Annotated in this window: 10 protein-coding genes; all 10 read left to right on the top strand. The window is 35.6% G+C overall.

Going from position 1 to position 19,197, the window contains the following annotated elements; genetic code table 11:
* Nucleotides 1-3: 3 nt before the first annotated feature.
* The 10 genes from FLS47_RS16575 (at nucleotide 4) to FLS47_RS16530 (ending at nucleotide 19,195) form a co-directional block, all read left to right on the top strand.
* The gene (locus FLS47_RS16575) at nucleotides 4-1,908 is read left to right on the top strand and encodes a RagB/SusD family nutrient uptake outer membrane protein (protein ID WP_149915438.1); all 1,905 of its coding nucleotides are present in this window, start codon (nucleotides 4-6) and stop codon (nucleotides 1,906-1,908) included.
* Nucleotides 1,909-1,944: 36 nt separating this feature from the next.
* A complete protein-coding gene (locus FLS47_RS16570) occupies nucleotides 1,945-2,904 on the top strand; it encodes a hypothetical protein (RefSeq protein WP_149915437.1) in 960 nt (319 codons plus the stop codon).
* A 196-nt stretch (nucleotides 2,905-3,100) separates the two neighbouring features.
* Entirely contained in the window at nucleotides 3,101-4,717 is a 1,617-nt protein-coding gene (locus FLS47_RS16565; RefSeq protein WP_149915479.1) for a polysaccharide lyase, read from the top strand.
* 451 nt (nucleotides 4,718-5,168) lie between these two features.
* Nucleotides 5,169-8,306 (top strand): DUF6298 domain-containing protein, encoded by a 3,138-nt coding sequence (locus FLS47_RS16560; RefSeq protein ID WP_149915436.1) that lies wholly within the window; start codon nucleotides 5,169-5,171, stop codon nucleotides 8,304-8,306.
* A 27-nt stretch (nucleotides 8,307-8,333) separates the two neighbouring features.
* Nucleotides 8,334-9,737, top strand: a complete 1,404-nt coding sequence (locus FLS47_RS16555; protein WP_149915435.1) for a glycoside hydrolase family 140 protein — start codon at nucleotides 8,334-8,336, stop codon at nucleotides 9,735-9,737.
* Between the two features lie 100 nt (nucleotides 9,738-9,837).
* Nucleotides 9,838-10,683: a glycoside hydrolase family 43 protein gene (locus FLS47_RS16550; RefSeq protein WP_149915434.1), complete on the top strand. Its 846-nt coding sequence runs from the start codon at nucleotides 9,838-9,840 to the stop codon at nucleotides 10,681-10,683.
* Between the two features lie 9 nt (nucleotides 10,684-10,692).
* Entirely contained in the window at nucleotides 10,693-12,519 is a 1,827-nt protein-coding gene (locus tag FLS47_RS16545; protein ID WP_149915433.1) for a sialidase/neuraminidase family protein, read from the top strand.
* Between the two features lie 2 nt (nucleotides 12,520-12,521).
* Nucleotides 12,522-15,302 carry a glycoside hydrolase family 2 protein gene (locus tag FLS47_RS16540; RefSeq protein WP_149915432.1) on the top strand — a complete coding sequence of 927 codons (2,781 nt, stop codon included), beginning with the start codon at nucleotides 12,522-12,524 and terminating at the stop codon, nucleotides 15,300-15,302.
* 11 nt (nucleotides 15,303-15,313) lie between these two features.
* Nucleotides 15,314-18,055: an alpha-L-rhamnosidase gene (locus FLS47_RS16535; RefSeq protein ID WP_149915431.1), complete on the top strand. Its 2,742-nt coding sequence runs from the start codon at nucleotides 15,314-15,316 to the stop codon at nucleotides 18,053-18,055.
* A 3-nt stretch (nucleotides 18,056-18,058) separates the two neighbouring features.
* Entirely contained in the window at nucleotides 18,059-19,195 is a 1,137-nt protein-coding gene (locus tag FLS47_RS16530; RefSeq protein WP_149915430.1) for a sialidase family protein, read from the top strand.
* Nucleotides 19,196-19,197: the final 2 nt, after the last annotated feature.

Below are 19,197 nucleotides of genomic sequence, written 5' to 3'. Positions count from 1 at the left end.
ATTATGGAAAGAAATAACTTATATATAAAATTAAAAAAAGGCACATTAGCAATTTTTGCTGCCCTGATATTGTCTTCTTGTAATGTTAACGATGATGACTTCTTCGTATTACCAGATCGCGGCGGAATGGATGCTAATATTTGGAACACGGAAGGTGCTGTAAATATGCATCTCAATAAAACTTATGATTTAATAATACCTAAATTCCCCTATCAAACTATTCCAGATCGTTTTGATATACACCTTGTAAGTGATGAAAATTATTTACCATCAAATGGTGGTTGGGGCGCTAGAGCGTTAGGGATTACAGGAGCTGCCTTGATTAATCATGATGTACGATATGTTGGTAATCGTTATACTTTAAATTATTTGGATAACAGATACATGGATATTGCTCGCTGCAATAATGCCATCAAATATTTGCCAGAAAGTAGTATTCCTGAATCTAGTAAACGTGCACTTCTGGGTCAATATTATGCAATGCGTGCAATGGTATATTTGGAATTGGTTAAAGTTTATGGTGGAGTTCCACTTGTACTAGAACCACAAGATCCATCGCAATTGACTGCAAAAGGAAGAGCTTCAGCGAAGAAATGTTTTGATGTTATTGTTGATGATTTGACCAAAGCTATGGAATTTTTGAAAGATGTTAATTGGTCTGGAGATAATTGGGGAAGAATTTCTTATGCCGCTGCTGCAGCGCTTAAAGGAAAAGCTTTGCTCTATTGGGCAAGTCCACAATTCAATCCACTTAGTGATCCTAGACACCCATATGATCAGTCAAGATGGCAATTAGCATTGCAAGCAAACAAAGAAGCTTATGATATTGCTACAGCCGCAGGTCATAGTTTGGTAACTGATTATGGCAAAATATTCCAAACGAAGGGTACGGCTAATAAAGAAACGTTGATTTCCAGACCATATTCGAATACTCGACAAGCGAGGGGACATGATGAGGAACGTAAATCTCGTCCTTCCTCAGAAGGTGGATCTCCGTATATAGGATATCGTGCAACACTTAAATTGCTCCAAGCTTATCCAATGAAGGATGGAAATCGCATAGACGAATCAGGACAGTATAGTTATGATGACGTGTTATTTTGGAAAGACAGAGATCCTAGATTTGATGCAACATTTGCCTACAATGGAGCTTCGTGGCCACTAAGTAATAATAACAGAAGAAAACAATGGACCTATGTTGGAGCAACAAGTGAAGGAGCAGGATGGGGTGTATACACTAAAAAATTCACAACTCCAGAACTTGCATTAGGTTCTGTACCTTATTCAAGTAATATTGGTGGGAGTGGAATGGATTGGATAGAAATGCGTTTAGCTGAAGTTATTTTAAATTACGCGGAGTCAGCAAGTGAAGCAGGTGATTTAACCACCGCAAAAGAAATGATTCGCCTGATCAGAAAACGCGCGGGTATTGAGCAAGGGATGAATGATTATGGTCTTGGAAGTGTTAATTCTGTTGAAAGCATGCGCTCACTTTTACTTAACGAACGTATGGTCGAATTTGCTTTTGAGAATAAGAGAAATTCTGATTTAAGAAGAACTAGAAATTGGCACTTGCTATCTGGTGAAGAAATAGAGACTATCCAAATTGAGCCCGCAGGAGGCACAGCTTCCGAAATGACCGCTACTCGTTCGCAGTTAGAAACTATTAATCCAGCAACTGGCGCCATGTTTAGAGAAGGTATTGATATTAATAATAAGCAGACATACCTTACCTATTTTAAACCTTATACAATATTGCCACAACCAAATGGTTTTAGAGTAATTGATATTCCTGAATACCATACATTTTATACTTTTCATAATGACTTTGTATGGCGTGGAGAAGATATCTATCCAACTATTGGATGGGAAGGTGGCGTATTTGATCCACTTGATAACCAAGATTAAGGCTTATTTAATTTTAATACATTTAAAATAAGATAGATGAAAAACATACAATTTATAAGATTAATAGCGCTGTTTTTGATAGGGAGTACGATTTCTGTGAGCTGTGTAAAAGAGCAGGAAAATATATTCAATATGTTTGATGACTTATCAGTCGAATTTATTGATAAGGGTGGATTTAGTATAACGCAAGATGCAATTCTGAATGATGGTGATAGTGCATATATTTATTTCAATGTGTCATCGCAGGAGAATATGACTAAAATTTCTGTTGATAGTACTTTAGGTAATGGTCAAATAGGGAAAAGGGAAATTATCCTTAAACAAGATGAGAAAAATTCATATTCTGGCTTGATAAAGCATAAAATGAAGAGAGATGGTAAGATTACTTTTCGTGTATATGCTTACAATAGAGTGAATGAGTATATTGGGGATGGTTATAAAAGCATAACTCTAGAAGGAAGACCAAGCTACATCAATTTACCCAATAGGCAAATATATGCTCCACAAGAAGGAGATAACAGTAGAAAAAGTTTTTATTCTATTCTCAATGGAGCTGCTTATGACTTTGCAACTGGTAAATCAAATTCATCAAATATTGATTTTGGTATTTACGAATTGAAAGACACAAGACCAACTCATATTAATAGATCGTCCTATAATCTGTATTCAATAGCAGTCGATGAGAATCCAAATCCGACATTAGATATAAGTGATTGGAATAAAAGGACTACACTATTCAGTGCGCCTATTACGAGTTCAGCAAGTACATTTACGAATGTACTTGTATCATCAAGTATGATAGAAACAGAAGCTAAGAAAAGAACAATAAACCTCACGAAAACAGCAATTACTGATTCTGACAAAGGATTAGCTGCAGGAAATATGGTTTATTTTTTAACTCCTGAAGGTAAATATGGGGCATTATATGTAAATCAAGTTACTTCAGATTCAGAAGGATTTAGATATTTGAGTGTTAGTACGAAAATTCAAAAATAATTTTCGCATTCATGATAAGATACTGCAGTAATATGCTAATTTCTTTAATAAGAATGCCTCAAATTATGTGTTATTTTGGTTAGTAGAGAAGATAACTTTCTCTAAGCAAGGATAACCTTTTGTAGATAAACAAAATTTAATTTATAAACGAATACCATACATTATTAGGATGAGATTATTAAAAGCAGCTTTTGTTATGATGGGGGTAGCGCTAGTGTATAGCCAGGATGTGAAGGCTCAATACCCAAAGATTCCCTCTGATGTGAAGAAAGCTTCTGACGAGATGTTGGAATTAGCACGTAAGCAGTCAGATGCAGCATGGGAAAAAGCTTTGCCTATTATTGATCAATATGCAAAACAAGGAAAACCATATATTCCATGGGCAGGAAGACCAACAGATCTCCCACAAGCTGAAATACCTGCTTTTCCAGGAGCTGAGGGAGGTGGGAAATATTCATTTGGTGGACGTGGAGGTAGAGTAATTGTAGTGACAAGTCTTGAGGATAGTGGTCCAGGGACCCTAAGAGAGGCATGTGAGCAAGGTGGTCCACGAATTATTGTATTTAATGTCGCTGGTATTATTCGATTAAAAACACCATTAATTATACGAGCTCCATATATTACCATAGCTGGACAATCCGCACCAGGAGATGGTGTATGTGTTGCTGGCGAAACCGTATGGATTGATACACATGACGTGGTAGTACGTTTTATGCGTTTCCGTCGGGGAGAAACATTTGTAGGTCGTCGTGATGATGCTATTGGCGGTAATCCAATTGGAAACATCATGATGGACCACATATCGGCTAGTTGGGGTTTAGATGAAAATATGTCTATTTATAGACACATGTACGATGATGGTACAGGTAAGCAGGCAGTTAAGTTAGGTACTGTAAATATTACGATCCAAAATTCCATTTTCTCTGAAGCTTTGGATACTTGGAATCATGCTTTCGGAAGTACATTAGGGGGCGAAAATTGTTCTTTCATGCGCAATTTGTGGGCAAATAATGCAGCAAGAAATCCATCAATTGGATGGAATGGGATATTCAATTTTGCAAATAACGTGGTGTACAATTGGGTTCATCGTTCGGTTGATGGAGGTGATTATACGGCTCAATACAATATTATTAATAATTATTTCAAACCAGGGCCTGCAACTCCTTTGAATCAACCGATCAGGTACAGACTGTTAAAACCAGAATCAGGACGTAGCAAATTAAACTTTATGGTGTTTGGTCGAGCATACGTGGAAGGAAATATTGTAGAAGGGAATGATAAAGTAACAAACGACAACTGGGCAGGTGGGGTTCAATTTTACAACAAAGATGGTAGCTTGGCGTCAGGAAATGATTATGAAGAGTATATGCTTCGTTCACGCGTGAGTAAACCACTTCCTATGGCTGAAATGAATATTATATCAGCTAAAGAAACATATAATCTCGTGTTAGAAAATGCCGGAGCGACATTGCCTGTACGTGATGCCGTAGATAAAAGAATTGTTAAAGAAGTGCGAGATGGAAAACCTACTCCACTGAAAAATGTGAAATTACCTGATTACGAATTTGAGCATAGACGTTTGCCAAAAGATTCTTACAAGATTGGAATAATTACAGATATTTCTCAAGTTGGAGGATATCCAGAATATAAAGGCAAGCCTTATAAAGACTCCGATAATGATGGTATTCCAGATGATGTTGAGAAAAAAATGGGATTGAATCCTAATGATCCAAAGGATTCTGCTCAAATCACTGAATCAGGATATTCTAATATTGAAATTTATTTGAATAGTCTGGTTACGAAGAAAATATAAAACAATGTCCTTTTCATAATAGTTTATAATTGGTTTTTATTGGTAAACCTCAGAATTGGTTCCTTTTTTAATATCTATCCTCCCCAGTTTAGCTATTAACAATTGGAACCATTCTTTTTTTAAGCATATTAAATTTTTGAAATAATTGCATTGTAATTGTTATTTTAACGATCAAATCATCGAACTTATGCATACTTTCCATTCAAATAAAATTATACTATTTGACCTTTAGGTAATCAGATAGTTGATATTCAATGGTCTTCTTATATATGCTTAATTATATTACGAGAGCATCTTTTACTAAAGAAAAAGCCAATTTGTAATCTAGATAAGATTCTACATTAGACAGAAAATAACATATATAACATAAATGTTTAATTCATTTAAGTTTGTATATGCTAGATTATGAAATTGTATGAAATTTCAAATTTTAGATATAACCAATTTATCCATGTTAAAGACGCTAATTATTTACGCAGCAAAAAAAATATACTTTAATGCATTGTCCATTTCAGCATGGATATGCTTTTTAGTTGTCTTTAATCCTATCTACGCTCAACAACACAAACCTTTATCAATAACGGAAGAAAATATTACGGTTTTGCCAGATGCTTTGGGGAATGTAATTCCAGATTTTTCATACGCAGGATACAAAGGTGGAGATTCGGAAATTCCATTTATTGCAGCAAAAGTATCCGTGTCACACATCAAGGAAGATGCAACTAATTTAATTCAGTATGCTATTGATTATGTTTCCAAACTTCCAAAGGATACAAATGGATTTAGAGGAGCTATTCAACTTTCTAAGGGAACTTATAATGTATCAGGTACGCTTAAAATTCATACTTCTGGTGTTGTATTAAGAGGAGCTGGCCTACAGGACGATGGTACTGTACTTCTGGGGACTGGTAAAAGTAGAAATACCTTAATTGAAGTTGTTGGTGGAAATAATAAAGTGATTGAAAATAAGCTGACAATAAATGATAACTATGTACCTGTAGGTAGTAAAAAACTGATAGTGGAACATAATCAAACTATTAAAGTTGGAGATCATATAACAATTACTAGACCTTCATCGAAAGAATGGATTGAAAAATTGGGTACAGATCATTTTGGAGGGGGGATTACTTCCATAGGATGGAAGCCAAGGCAACGGGATATTAATTGGGATCGAGTAGTTACTGCTGTGAATGGTAATGAGATTTTAATAGACGCACCTTTAACAAACGCAATAGAGAAAGAATATAGTGAAAGTTATGTTAGCCTGTATAAATGGGAAGATAGGGTAGAACAAATTGGAGTTGAAAATGTAAAGTTGGTTTCAAGTTACGATTCATCAAATTCCAAAGATGAAGATCATCGTTGGATGGCGATTTCAGTAAATAATGCTAAAGATATATGGATCCGTCGTATAGCATTCCATCATTTTGCAGGCTCTGCTGTTTTTTTACTTTCATCAAGTCAACGAGTTACGGTTGAAGATTGTATTTCATTAGAACCTATATCCGAAATAGGAGGACAAAGACGGTATACCTTTCATACCAAAGGGCAGCAGACTTTGTTTCAACGTTGTTATTCTGAAGGTGGTTATCATGATTTTTCAATAGGATATATGGCTGCTGGCCCAAATGCATTTGTGCATTGTCATGCTTATGATTCCTATAATTTTAGTGGTGCAGTAGATAGTTGGTCTACAGGTAGCTTGTTTGATAATGTATATATTGATAATCATGCTATAAGTTTTAAAAATAGAGGGCAAGATGGAAATGGAGCGGGTTGGACCGCTGCTAATTCACTAATATGGCAGAGTAGTGCAGCCTTGGTCGAGTGTGAGCAACCACCAACCGCAATGAATTGGGCATATGGGATATGGTCTCAGTTCAATGGAAATGGATATTGGGAGAAGTCCAATGAGCATATTAAACCGCGCAGTATGTATTATGCGCTATTATCTGCAAGAATTGGCAATTCAGTGAGCAAAAGAGCTTTATTCAAACCAATTGATGGAGGAGGTACAAGTAGTCCAACAGTAGAGCAAGCTAAAGTTTTAACCGTAGATTCTTATGCTGTTGAGTCAAGTTTAAAAGATTTTATATTTCAAACAATTAATAATAATCCGCTAAATATAAAATTAGACGGAATGTTATTGACAGATGAAGTAAAGCAGAATAGCATTAATAAATTACCTTCTAAAAACATGACTATCCACAATGGTTGGCTAGTAGCTCAAGAAGGAGTCTTGGTCGGTAACAAATTAGATGTACAATGGTGGTCTGGTAGTTCTCGTCCATATGGCACAATGAAAGCAAAGCCTCACATTACTCGTTTTGTGCCGGGTGAGAAAGGCTTAGGTATGACAGATGATTTAACTGAAGTTGCGAAATACATGTCTTCTAATAACATCTTATCAATTGACCATAATTATGGATTATGGTACGATCGTCGTCGTGATGATCATGAGCGTACACGCAGAATTAATGGCGAAGTATGGCCCCCATTTTATGAATTACCGTTTGCAAGAAGTGGTGAGGGAATTGCTTATGATGGATTATCAAAATATGATTTGACGCGTTATAATCATTTCTACTGGAATCGCCTGGAAGAATTTGCCAAATTGGCTGACGAAAATGGACTAGTATTGCTTCATCAAAACTATTTTCAGCATAATATTTTAGAGGCTGGAGCACATTACACTGATTTTCCTTGGCGTACAGCAAATAATATTAATAATATCGGGTTTCCTGAACCCGTACATTATGCAGGGGACAAACGCATATTTATGGATGAGCAATTTTACGATATTAATCATCCAATTAGGCGTGAAATTCATCGAGCTTACATACGAAAATGTTTAGAAAATTTTCAGAATAATAGTAATATTATTCATCTTATCAGTGCCGAATTTACTGGACCATTGCACTTTGTAGAATTTTGGATTGATGTAATTAAAGAATGGAAACAGGAGAAAGGTAAAAACGTATTTGTCGCATTAAGTACCACAAAAGATGTGCAAGATGTAATCCTTAAAGATAAAAATAGAGCAACTGAAATACAATTAATCGATATAAGATATTGGCACTATCAGGCAGACGGATCGACTTACTCACCTGAAGGAGGTAAGCATTTAGCCCCGCGTCAACATGCCCGTTTATTAAAACCGAAAAAAACATCATTCGATCAAGTGTATCGTGCTGTTTCAGAATACCGTATGAATTTTCCAGACAAGGCTGTTATTTACAGCGGAGATAATCATCCTTCTATGGCGTGGGCAATATTTATGGCAGGAGGATCTATGGCTGCACTGCCTAAGATTGAAGATAAAAACTTTCTAAAAGCTGCTGCTACAATGCAACCTAAAGAAATTAATGGAATAAAAGTCTTAGAAAGTGAATTAGGTGCGATTGTATACGGTGTTACATTAGAACAAATACTTAACACTATTCCTCAATATAAGGGAACATATCATGTTTCTATTATTGATTCTAGTTCGGGTCAAGTAAAATCTTTAGGCAAGATAAATCTTCAAAAAGTACCTAAACAGTTTCAAGAGTTTAATAAATCAACTGTGGTTTGGTTATCCAAGAAGTAATCACAACATTAAAATAAATCTAACAATATGAAAATATTAAATAAGCTTTTTTATTCAACTCTAGCAATTGGCGCGCTTATCAGTTGTGAAGCATCTAAAAATACGTCACCAACACCCGCATTGAAAATTAGTGAAAATGGGAGGTATTTGATGACTGAAGATGGAAAGCCTTTTTTTTGGTTAGGGGATACAGGATGGTTGATGTTTAATAAGTTGGATCGTGACGAAGCAGAAGCATATTTGGAAGATCGAAAATCCAAAGGTTTTAATGTAATACAAGCAATGGTATTGCACACTGTTCCTTCGGTCAATATATATGGCGATTCGTCAATTGTTAATGGTGATATCTCAAAACCGCTAATTACTGAAGGTAATAATCCTAATAATGCGGATGAGTATGATTATTGGGATCATATTGATTATATGATTGATCGTGCCGCAGCAAAAGGCTTATATATGGCGTTAGTACCTGTATGGGGCACTAATGTGAAAAATGGTTTAGTTACTCCACAACAAGCGAAAGAGTACGCTTCTTTTTTAGCTGAGCGTTGGAAATATAAGGATAATATTATATGGTTGAATGGTGGTGATATTAAAGGTTCTGATTCTATTAGTGTCTGGAAAGAAATAGGTCCAGCTATAAAAACTATTGTACCAAAACAATTAATGACTTACCATCCAAGAGGCCGAACTGGGTCTTCAGATTGGTTTCATAATGAAAGCTGGTTAGACTTCAATATGGTGCAATCAGGTCACAGACGTTATGATCAAGATACATCCCGCAATGAAGTAAAACATTATGGCGAAGACAACTGGAAGTACATTCAAGTAGATTGGAATTTAAAACCTGTAAAGCCTACAATAGATGGTGAAGCATCGTACGAAGGAATACCCCAAGGATTACATAATATTGAAGAGCCACGTTGGAAAGATTATGACGTACGTAGATACGGATACTGGTCGGTATTTGCAGGTGCATTTGGATATACCTATGGTGAAAATTCTGTGATGCAGTTTCATTCTGCGATTGACACGACTTCAGCCTATGGATCTTCTGTATTGTGGAATGAAGCTTTACAAGCTCCAGGCGCTACTCAAATGCGTTATTTGAAGGAATTAATGCTTTCAAAACAGAATTATTTTGATCGAATTCCAGATCAATCTTTATTAGCTGAAAATGGAGAACGATATGAACGTTTGTTGGCAACAAGGACAGATGATTATGCGCTAATATATAATTATACAGGACGCAAAATGAAAATCGTCATGGGCAAAATCAAAGGAGAGAAGGTAAAAGCTTCGTGGTTTAACCCTCGTAATGGCGAAACAATTTCAATTGGGAATTTTGATAACAAAGGAATTCAAAGTTTTAAGCCTGATGGCGATCATAAAGCAGGTAATGATTGGGTTTTGATTTTGGATAAAATTTAAATTTTTGAATAAATATATTTTTATAGTGTTCTATTTCAAGCGTTTTGGTTTTTTATTTATTCTGGCTAGTCTATTTATTTCTTGTCAGAAGGATGTTTATATGTTTACCTCTTTTCGCGAACCCGCAAACGAGGGGTTAAGATTCTTATATAGTTATGATGGATACAAATGGCAATCTATAGATAGAGTATCATTAAAACCTGTATTGGGTTCACAGAAAATCTTGCGTGACCCATCAATTGTAAGGGATAAAAATAACATATATCATTTAGTGTGGACTATCGCTTGGAAAGGAGATAAAAGTATAGGGTATGCATCTTCCAAGGATCTGGTCAATTGGGAAAACATAAAAACAATTCCTGTGATGGCGCACGAAGAGACTACTGTTAATGTCTGGGCTCCTGAGCTATTTTATGAGGAGGATAAACATCAGTTTACTATTATTTGGGCTTCAACAATTCCTTATCGTTTCGAAAAAGGCGTGGAAGATGAATATAATAACCACAGAATGTATTATACGCAAACTAATGATTTCAATTCGTTCACGCCTACAGCACTGTATTACGATCCCGGTTTTAGTGTGATAGATGCAGTAATTGTGAAAAAAAATAAAGCAGATTATGCGTTGGTCTTGAAAGATAATACGCGTCCAAATAGGAATTTAAAAGTTGCTACGGGAAATAACCCATTAGGACCTTTCAAGGACATTACATTACCATTTTCTGATTTTCTTACTGAAGGACCTTCTGTTTTGAAACTTAAAGATCATTGGTTGATATATTTTGATTCTTACGGTAGTAAATCTTATGAAGCAGTATCAACCAAAGATTTCAAAAGCTTTGAAAAGGTAAATGATAAAATCAATGTTCCTGTAGGACATAAGCATGGAACAATATTTAAGGCTTCAAGCAAACATTTAAAAAATTTATTGAAGCACGAAAAATAGCATTATATTATGAAGTTTAGATACAATTTATTAGCAAGTATATTGTTTTCTGTTTCAGCTGTTTATGCGCAAGATACAGTCAAATATACAGGCAATTCCTTATCAAATATTGATTATCATCATGGTCAGCTTACGCCGGCGGTGGGTACGCATAATATCCAAATATTTCGTGCTAATAGAGAAAATCCGCAATTTGCTGGTGGCCAATATTTCACATACAATCATCAACCCTTTATAGCGTATTGGAATAATACTTATTATGTTCAATATTTGAGTAATCCTGTGGGTGAACACATTGCTGAAGGAATTACATTTTTACACACTTCTAAAGATGGGTACAATTGGTCGGATCCAGTGGAACTTTTTCCTGCCTATAAGGTCCCAGAAGGATTTACTAAACCAAACAGAACGGATAAAGCTGGAAAAGATTTATATGCTATAATGCATCAGCGAATGGGCTTTTATACAGCAAAGAATGGAAAGCTGTTAACTATTGGATATTATGGCGTTGCATTAGATAAAAAGGATGATCCAAATGATGGAAATGGTATTGGCCGTGTTGTTAGAGAGATTAACAAGGACGGAACTTTCGGTGCCATATATTTTATCCGTATGAATTCTTCCTTTTCAAAATATAAGCCTGAATATCCAATGTATACCAAAAGTAAGGATAAAGAGTTCATAAAGGCGTGTGAGGAAATGATGAAAAATCCACTGGTAATGCAACAGTGGGTAGAAGAAGCAGATCGCAATGATCCATTAATACCATACAATAGACCAATAAAAGCATTTTCTTATTATCACCTACCCAATGGCAAAGTCGTAGGGCTTTGGAAACATGCATTAACATCTGTGAGTAATGATAATGGTAAATCTTGGCAATATACGCCATTGCGCGCGCCTGGATTTGTCAATAGTAATGCTAAAATATGGGGACAACGTACGGGTGATGGGAAATACGCTACTGTATATAATCCGTCTGAATTTAGATGGCCTTTGGCTGTATCTACGAGTATTGATGGCTTGAATTATACAGACTTATTGCTAATAAATGGAGAAATCTCTACTATGCGATATGGTGGGAATTATAAATCTTATGGTCCTCAGTATGTTAGAGGTATTACGGAAGATAATGGTTCACCTGACAACAAAACCATGTGGCTGACTTATAGTATGAATAAAGAAGACATGTGGGTAGCAAAAGTACCTGTACCTGTAGTGTCGGAAGTGACAGAAAATGTAGACGATGATTTTTCAAAAAATGCGTTTGAATCATTCAATAAGTGGAACATCTATAGTCCTCTTTGGTCATCGGTTAAGATAGAAAATGGTTCACTCGTTTTGCGCGATAGTGATCTTTATGATTACGCCAAAGCTGAGAGAGTTGTTCCGTCAAGTAAGCGTATAAAGTTGTCATTTTCTCTTATTCCTGAACAAGTAGATAATGGACAATTAGAAATTGAATTTCTGAATAGTAAAGGACAAGCGGCAGGAAGATTAATTTTTGATCAAGATTCACAAATTAAGAATAAAGCTGGTTACCGCAATGCTTCTATTCAGGCATACAAAAAAGGAGAAAGGTATGATTTTGATTTAGATATTGATGTTACCACAAGATCATTTCAATTAAATATCAATGGCGTAAGTAAAGGAACACGAATATTTTATCAACCTATAAGTGAAGTATCACGTGTAAGTTTTCGAACAGGAGAGACTCGACGTTATCCTGATGCGGACACACCTACTGATCAAGATTTTGATGTTCCAAATCCAGGCACACCTGTGAAAGAAGCTTGTTATAGATTGTTAAATTTTAAAGCAGAAAAGATTAACTAATTATGTTGGCTAAATGTATTAGACTGTTTAGTGTTTGTTTATTTATTCTGCTTCAACTACAGGTTTTTGCGCAGAAGACGGAAGTCATTTATCTTTCTGGTAAGGGAAAAGACGATGGGGTAAAATGGGATTTTAAAGTATCGGAAGGAATGAATGCGGGCAAATGGTCCAAAATATCAGTTCCATCAAATTGGGAGTTACAAGGTTTTGGAAACTATAACTATGGTTTTGATAAAAAGGAAACCGTTTCAAAAGAATACGGAGAGTATAAACATTCATTTGTTGTCGACAAAAGCTGGAAAGATAAGATAATTAATCTTGTCTTTGAAGGTTCGATGACTGATACAGAAGTCAAAATCAATGGAAAATTAGCAGGAGAAATACATCAAGGCTCTTTTTACGTATTCAAATATGATATTTCTAAACTGATTAAATATGGTCAGAAAAATCTATTGGAAGTAAAAGTATCCAAACATTCGTCTAATGCATCTGTAAATGCTGCCGAGCGTGAAGCAGATTACTGGATTTTAGGTGGAATATTTCGTCCAGTTTATTTGGAAGTATTACCCAAGACTTATATTTCAAGACTTTCTATAGATGCTAGAGCAGATGGTAGCTATCGAAGTAGAATACTGCATAGCGGATCCGCTAATGAAATATCTATGCAAGTGTATGATCAGCAAGGTAAACCATTTGGGCAAGTAGTTAAGCAAAAGATAGACAGCGATTCGACATGGTTAAATTTGAATTTCTCTAATCCTAAATTGTGGTCAGCCGAGTTTCCAAATCGATATAAAGCTCGAGTATCTTTACTGAAAAATGGAATTGTTGTTCATGAAATTGAGCAGAAATTTGGTTTTAGAACTATTGAGGTTAAACAACGAGATGGGGTTTATATTAATGGACAGAAAATCAAATTTAAAGGTGTAAATCGACATAGTTTCCATCCAGAATCCGGACGAACAACAAGTGAAGGAATTAGTTATCACGACGTTCGAATGATGAAAGATATGAATATGAACGCTGTTCGTATGGCGCACTATCCTCCCGATAACCATTTCTTAGAAGCTTGTGATTCTTTAGGACTGTACGTGATGAATGAACTGGCAGGTTGGCATGGCTATTACGATACAGAAGTAGGTTCGAAAGTTTTAAAGAAAATGATGGTGGTTTCCGAAAACTATTCTTCTATAATATTTTGGGCGAATGGTAATGAAGGAGGTCATAATACGGCATTAGATTATTTATTTTATGATCAAGATATTCAGAATAGACCGTTGATTCATCCTTGGGCGGTATATGGAGGATTCGAAACTACGCATTATCGTGAATACAATTATGGTATCGGTAGTTATGATCATGGGCATAATATTTTAATGCCTACTGAGTTTTTGCATGGAATGTTTGATGGAGGTCATGGTGCTGGATTGGAAGACTATTGGAAGGCAATGTGGTCAAATCCATTATCGGCAGGCGGGTTTTTATGGGATTTTCAGGATCAAGGGATTGTACGTACAGATAAAGACAATATAATTGACACAGATGGTAATCACGGTGCAGATGGTATAGTAGGTCCATACTATGAAAAAGAGGGAAGTTATTATACAATCAAAGAAGTGTGGAGTCCAATTTTTTTCGAAAAGAGAGAAATGACTCAGGAATTTGATGGAAAGTTTAACATTGAAAATCGGTACGCTTTTACAAATACTAATCAATGTACATTTAATTTCGAACTTAAAAAACTGGGCAAATATGGGGAAAGTTTAGGGAGCAAAAAGAACACAATTCAGTCTCCAAATATAATGCCTTATGACAAAGGAGTTTTAGCAGTTGATTTGCCTATTGATTGGTATAGTTTTGATGTTCTTTACATCACTGCAAATGATCCTTCAGGCAGGGAAATATTTACTTGGAGTTTTCCTATAGCATTACCAAAACGTACAGCAAGCCAATTCTTGTCTGCTTCGCATGATTCTTCAATTGAAGTTGTAGAGGATGCATTATTTTTTACAATCAGCTCAAATAAAATTGTTTATAAGTTCAATAAAATTAATGGATTGCTTCAAGAAGTACATAATTCCAAAGGGTTAATTCCTTTAGGCAATGGACCGGTAATTGAAAAAGGAGTAAATAATTTTAAGGATTTCAAGATTACAAAAGTCGATAATAAGGTCATTATTGAGTCGACATTTGATAGAAAGTCAAGCTATAATACATTGCGATGGGAAATATATTCATCGGGGCAACTGAAAATGCATTTACAATATTTTCCTGAAGCATATTTCACGAGATATGTTGGGGTAAATTTTTCTTTCCCAGAATCAGAATTAAAATCTGTAGAGTATATGGGAAATGGACCGTTTAGAGTTTGGAAGAATAGGATGAAAGGAAATCAATTTGGTGTATGGAAGAAGGATTATAATGATGCTGCAACAGGCGAAATTCCTTTTAAATATCCCGAATTTAAAGGTTATCACAGCAATTTGTATTGGGCTAAATTTATTATGAACGACCAATCATTTAAAGTATTCACAGACAGAGAAGATGTGTTCCTACGATTGTTTACACCTAAAGAACAAAAGGACACAAGCTGGAAGAATATGGAACCAACATTCCCAAGTGGTGATATTTCATTTATGAATGGCATATCTGCTATCGGTACCAAAACACAGAAACCTGAAACAACAGGTCCAATGGGAATGGACCATGTTTATTACGATTTTGAGAAGGAGCCAATTCGCGCATTGCATATGAAGATATTTTTCGATTTCTCTGGTAATTAATAGTGATAATTATGAACGCACGGATTAATATATTATTTATACTAATTTTTTGTACGCTATTCGCAAAAGGAGAGACAATTGCGTTGTATGATCTTCGTTGCGAATTACTAGTTGATCCGATAAGCATTGATATTAATAAGCCAAGATTGAGTTGGAAGATTCAGAGTTCTCAACGAAATGTAATCCAGCAGTCCTATCGCATTTTAGTATCCTCAAATCTAGAAAAGCTTAATAATGATATAGGTGACGTGTGGGATTCTGGAGATGTAATATCTAATAATTCTATAGCGGTCTATTACAATGGTAAGAATCTTACAAGTCGTCAGCAAGTATTTTGGAAAGTAAAAATAGCAACGAATAAGAGTAAAACTACTTGGTCTTCACCTGCGACGTGGACCATGGGGCTGTTAAAATATAAGGATTGGTACAACAGGTGGATCGGTTTTGAAAGTTATTTCCCAAGTGACAACCAACAAGAAGGCAAACTTTCAGCACGTTATTTGAGAAAGGAATTCAAAACACCTAAGAAAGTAAAAAAAGCTACCGCTTATATCATGGGCTTAGGGTTGTATGAATTGTATATTAATGGCCGAAAAATAGGCGATCAAGTACTTGCGCCAGCTCCAACGGATTATTCTGAAAATGTTAAATATAATGTTTTTGATGTGACGACGTCATTGCAGGAAGGAGCGAATGCAGTTGGCGTAATCCTAGGTAATGGCCGATTTTTTGCCATGAGGCAAACTAAAGCTTACAAAGTTAAGTCATTTGGCTTTCCTAAAATGCAGCTTCAAATATTTGTTGAATACGGGGATGGAACAACAGAAACAATCCGCTCGGATGATTCTTGGAAAGGAACCACAGATGGTCCCATCATTGCGAATAATGAATATGATGGAGAAGAATATAATGCACGCAAAGAATTAGGAAGATGGTCAGAAAAAGGCTATGATGATTCGAGTTGGATGAAAGTATCATATGTACAAGCGCCTACTGGAAAATTCGAATCTCAGCTCAATAATTTTATGAAAGTAATGCAGGATATCAAACCTGTTCACATTATTCATAAAGAAAAAGGGCGTTTTATAGTTGATTTTGGACAAAATTTTTCAGGGTGGGTAAAGTTTAAAGTACAAGGCAAGTCTGGTGAACAAGTAAAGCTACGTTTTGCAGAATCTCTTCAGGATGATGGAGAAATATTTGTAGAGAACTTGCGAGATGCGAAATCTACCGATTTGTATACATTAAAGGGGGGGCAAATAGAAGAATGGGAACCACGTTTTACTTATCATGGTTTTCGATATGTTGAATTTTCTAATTATCCTGGTGAAGTACATGCTAATAATTTCATAGGTCGATTTGTTTACGATGATTTGGTGACTATAGGATCTTTTGAAAGTTCAAATAGTCTACTGAACAAAATTCATCAAAATGCATGGTGGGGCACAGCATCTAATTATAAAGGGATGCCTATAGATTGTCCACAAAGAAACGAGCGTCAGCCTTGGCTCGGCGATCGAACAGTTACTGCCTACGGAGAAACATTCCTGTTTGATAACATTAATTTTTATATCAAATGGCTCGATGATATTCGACTATCACAAACAGCAGATGGATCTATTTCGGATGTAGCACCAGCATTTTGGAGATATTATAGTGATAATATCAGTTGGCCAGGAACTTATCTGATAATTGCGGATATGCTGTATCAGCAGAGTGGTGATTTAAGAATTATTGAAAATCACTATGCATCTATGAAGAAATGGATGAATTATATCTATTCTAATTATTCGAATGGTCAAGGGATTATTACGAAGGATAGTTATGGTGATTGGTGTTTTCCGCCTGAGTCTATTGAAGCTGGACGAGGAAAAATTGCAGATAAAAAATACCCAAGCTTACTAATATCCACAGCTTATTATTATCATTTATTGGGCTTAATGGAGAAATTCGCTGAATTAACATTTAACTCAAATGATAAAACAGAGTACATAGATCGAGCTCAGAAAATAAGAAGTGCTTTTAACAAGGAATTCTATAATGAAAACGGTTATTACGGAGCAAATAAGTTAACGGATAATATTTTAGCTGTGTGTTTTGGGTTGGTTGAACCTTCAAACAAAGGAAGGTTAATTCAAACAATTGAAAATAATATTCGAATTGATAACGATGGGCACCTTAGTACAGGAGTGGTGGGTGTGCAATGGTTAATGCGTACATTATCTGATATCGGTTTAGGTGAACTTGCATACGAGATGGCTAGTAAAAAGACTTATCCATCATGGGGTTATATGATTGAAAATGGGGCGACCGCCATTTGGGAATTGTGGAATGGAAATACGGCACATCCAAAAATGAATTCGCAAAATCATGTCATGATGTTGGGTGATTTACTAGTATGGTATTATGAAAATTTGGCGGGAATAAAGTCTAAAGAAAATGCTTTTCAAACAATTGTTATGACCCCTGAAATCCTTGGTGATCTGACTTATGTGAATGCGAGATTCCAAAGTTTATTTGGTAAAATTCATTCCCATTGGAAAAGAAACAAAAAGAATTTTGAATGGGATATTTCTATTCCTCCTAACACCAAAGCGATTATTCATTTACCTACATCTTCTTTGGAATCAATTAAAGAATCAAACAAATCAATACAAACAATAGAAGGAATCAAATTACTCAGCGAATTGAGAGATGGTAAGGTAATAATTGAGATATCTTCTGGTAATTATCTATTTAAAAGCAAATTATAAATTATGAGATATATATTGCTGACGATGTTGTCATGCTGCATTGGATTAATATACGCGCAACACAATAATCTACACAAATGGCAGAAAGGTATTATCACCGATCAATTTGTGTATGATGTTGCTCCATTTCCATCATGTCACTCTGCTACGATTGAAGATACACCATATGGTTTAATATATGCTTTCTTTGGCGGTAAACATGAGCGAAATCCTGATGTAGAAATTTATGTATCACGTCTAGAAAACGGAAGTTGGAGTCAACCTGAGTCTGTAGCTGATGGTGTTCAAAAAGATGGTTCACGACTACCAACTTGGAATCCAGTTTTGTATCAAATTCCGAATGGTGATTTGCTCTTGTTTTATAAAGTTGGGCCAAAACCGTCGGAATGGTGGGGAATGTTGAAAAGATCAAAAGATGGCGGTAGAACGTGGTCGGAAGCAACACAGTTACCTTCTGGAATTTTAGGTCCCATAAAAAACAAGCCTATATTATTGTCTAACGGAAATCTTATATCACCAAGTAGTACGGAAGGAAATGGATGGAATATACATTTTGAAATTAGTACTGATAATGGACTGACCTGGCGTAAAACAGCCTCTGTTGATAGAGGTGATAATATCAATGCGATACAGCCTACTATTTTGAATCATGGTAAAGGAAAATTGCAACTACTGGCACGCACAAGAAATTGGGCAATTGCGGAATCATGGTCTTATGACTTTGGTGAGACTTGGTCGCCATTAAGCAAAACTTCCTTGCCAAATAACAATTCAGGCTTTGATGCAGTGACACTAAACGATGGTACGCATGTGTTAGTTTACAATCACGTATTGCCTCCGGCTGATAATCCAAAAGGAAAAAGAACGCCGTTGAACGTTGCGGTTTCGAAAGATGGAATAAAATGGTATGCTACATTGATTCTTGAAGATTCACCAATTAGTCAATATTCTTACCCAGCTGTAATTCAAAGTAAAGATGGGTTGGTTCATTTTGCATATACATGGCGAAGACAGAAAATGAAGCATGTGGTGGCTGATCCAAAAAAAATGAAAAGGCGACTAATTAAAAACGGTATTTGGCCAGAAGTAAAGGGGTATACATTACCGAGTGAAGAAGTTTATAAACCAGAGGAAGAATAAAC

The organism is Sphingobacterium cavernae (genome assembly GCF_008520265.1).
Taxonomy (GTDB): domain Bacteria; phylum Bacteroidota; class Bacteroidia; order Sphingobacteriales; family Sphingobacteriaceae; genus Sphingobacterium; species Sphingobacterium cavernae.
Note: the sequence above shows the minus strand (reverse complement) of the source record. Positions and strands in the feature narration are given on the sequence as shown.

Coding starts and splice junctions, on each gene's coding strand:
- FLS47_RS16575 (WP_149915438.1), top strand. CDS start 4: ATGGAAAGAAATAACTTATATATAAAATTAAAAAAAGGCACATTAGCA.
- FLS47_RS16570 (WP_149915437.1), top strand. CDS start 1,945: ATGAAAAACATACAATTTATAAGATTAATAGCGCTGTTTTTGATAGGG.
- FLS47_RS16565 (WP_149915479.1), top strand. CDS start 3,101: ATGATGGGGGTAGCGCTAGTGTATAGCCAGGATGTGAAGGCTCAATAC.
- FLS47_RS16560 (WP_149915436.1), top strand. CDS start 5,169: ATGTTAAAGACGCTAATTATTTACGCAGCAAAAAAAATATACTTTAAT.
- FLS47_RS16555 (WP_149915435.1), top strand. CDS start 8,334: ATGAAAATATTAAATAAGCTTTTTTATTCAACTCTAGCAATTGGCGCG.
- FLS47_RS16550 (WP_149915434.1), top strand. CDS start 9,838: ATGTTTACCTCTTTTCGCGAACCCGCAAACGAGGGGTTAAGATTCTTA.
- FLS47_RS16545 (WP_149915433.1), top strand. CDS start 10,693: ATGAAGTTTAGATACAATTTATTAGCAAGTATATTGTTTTCTGTTTCA.
- FLS47_RS16540 (WP_149915432.1), top strand. CDS start 12,522: ATGTTGGCTAAATGTATTAGACTGTTTAGTGTTTGTTTATTTATTCTG.
- FLS47_RS16535 (WP_149915431.1), top strand. CDS start 15,314: ATGAACGCACGGATTAATATATTATTTATACTAATTTTTTGTACGCTA.
- FLS47_RS16530 (WP_149915430.1), top strand. CDS start 18,059: ATGAGATATATATTGCTGACGATGTTGTCATGCTGCATTGGATTAATA.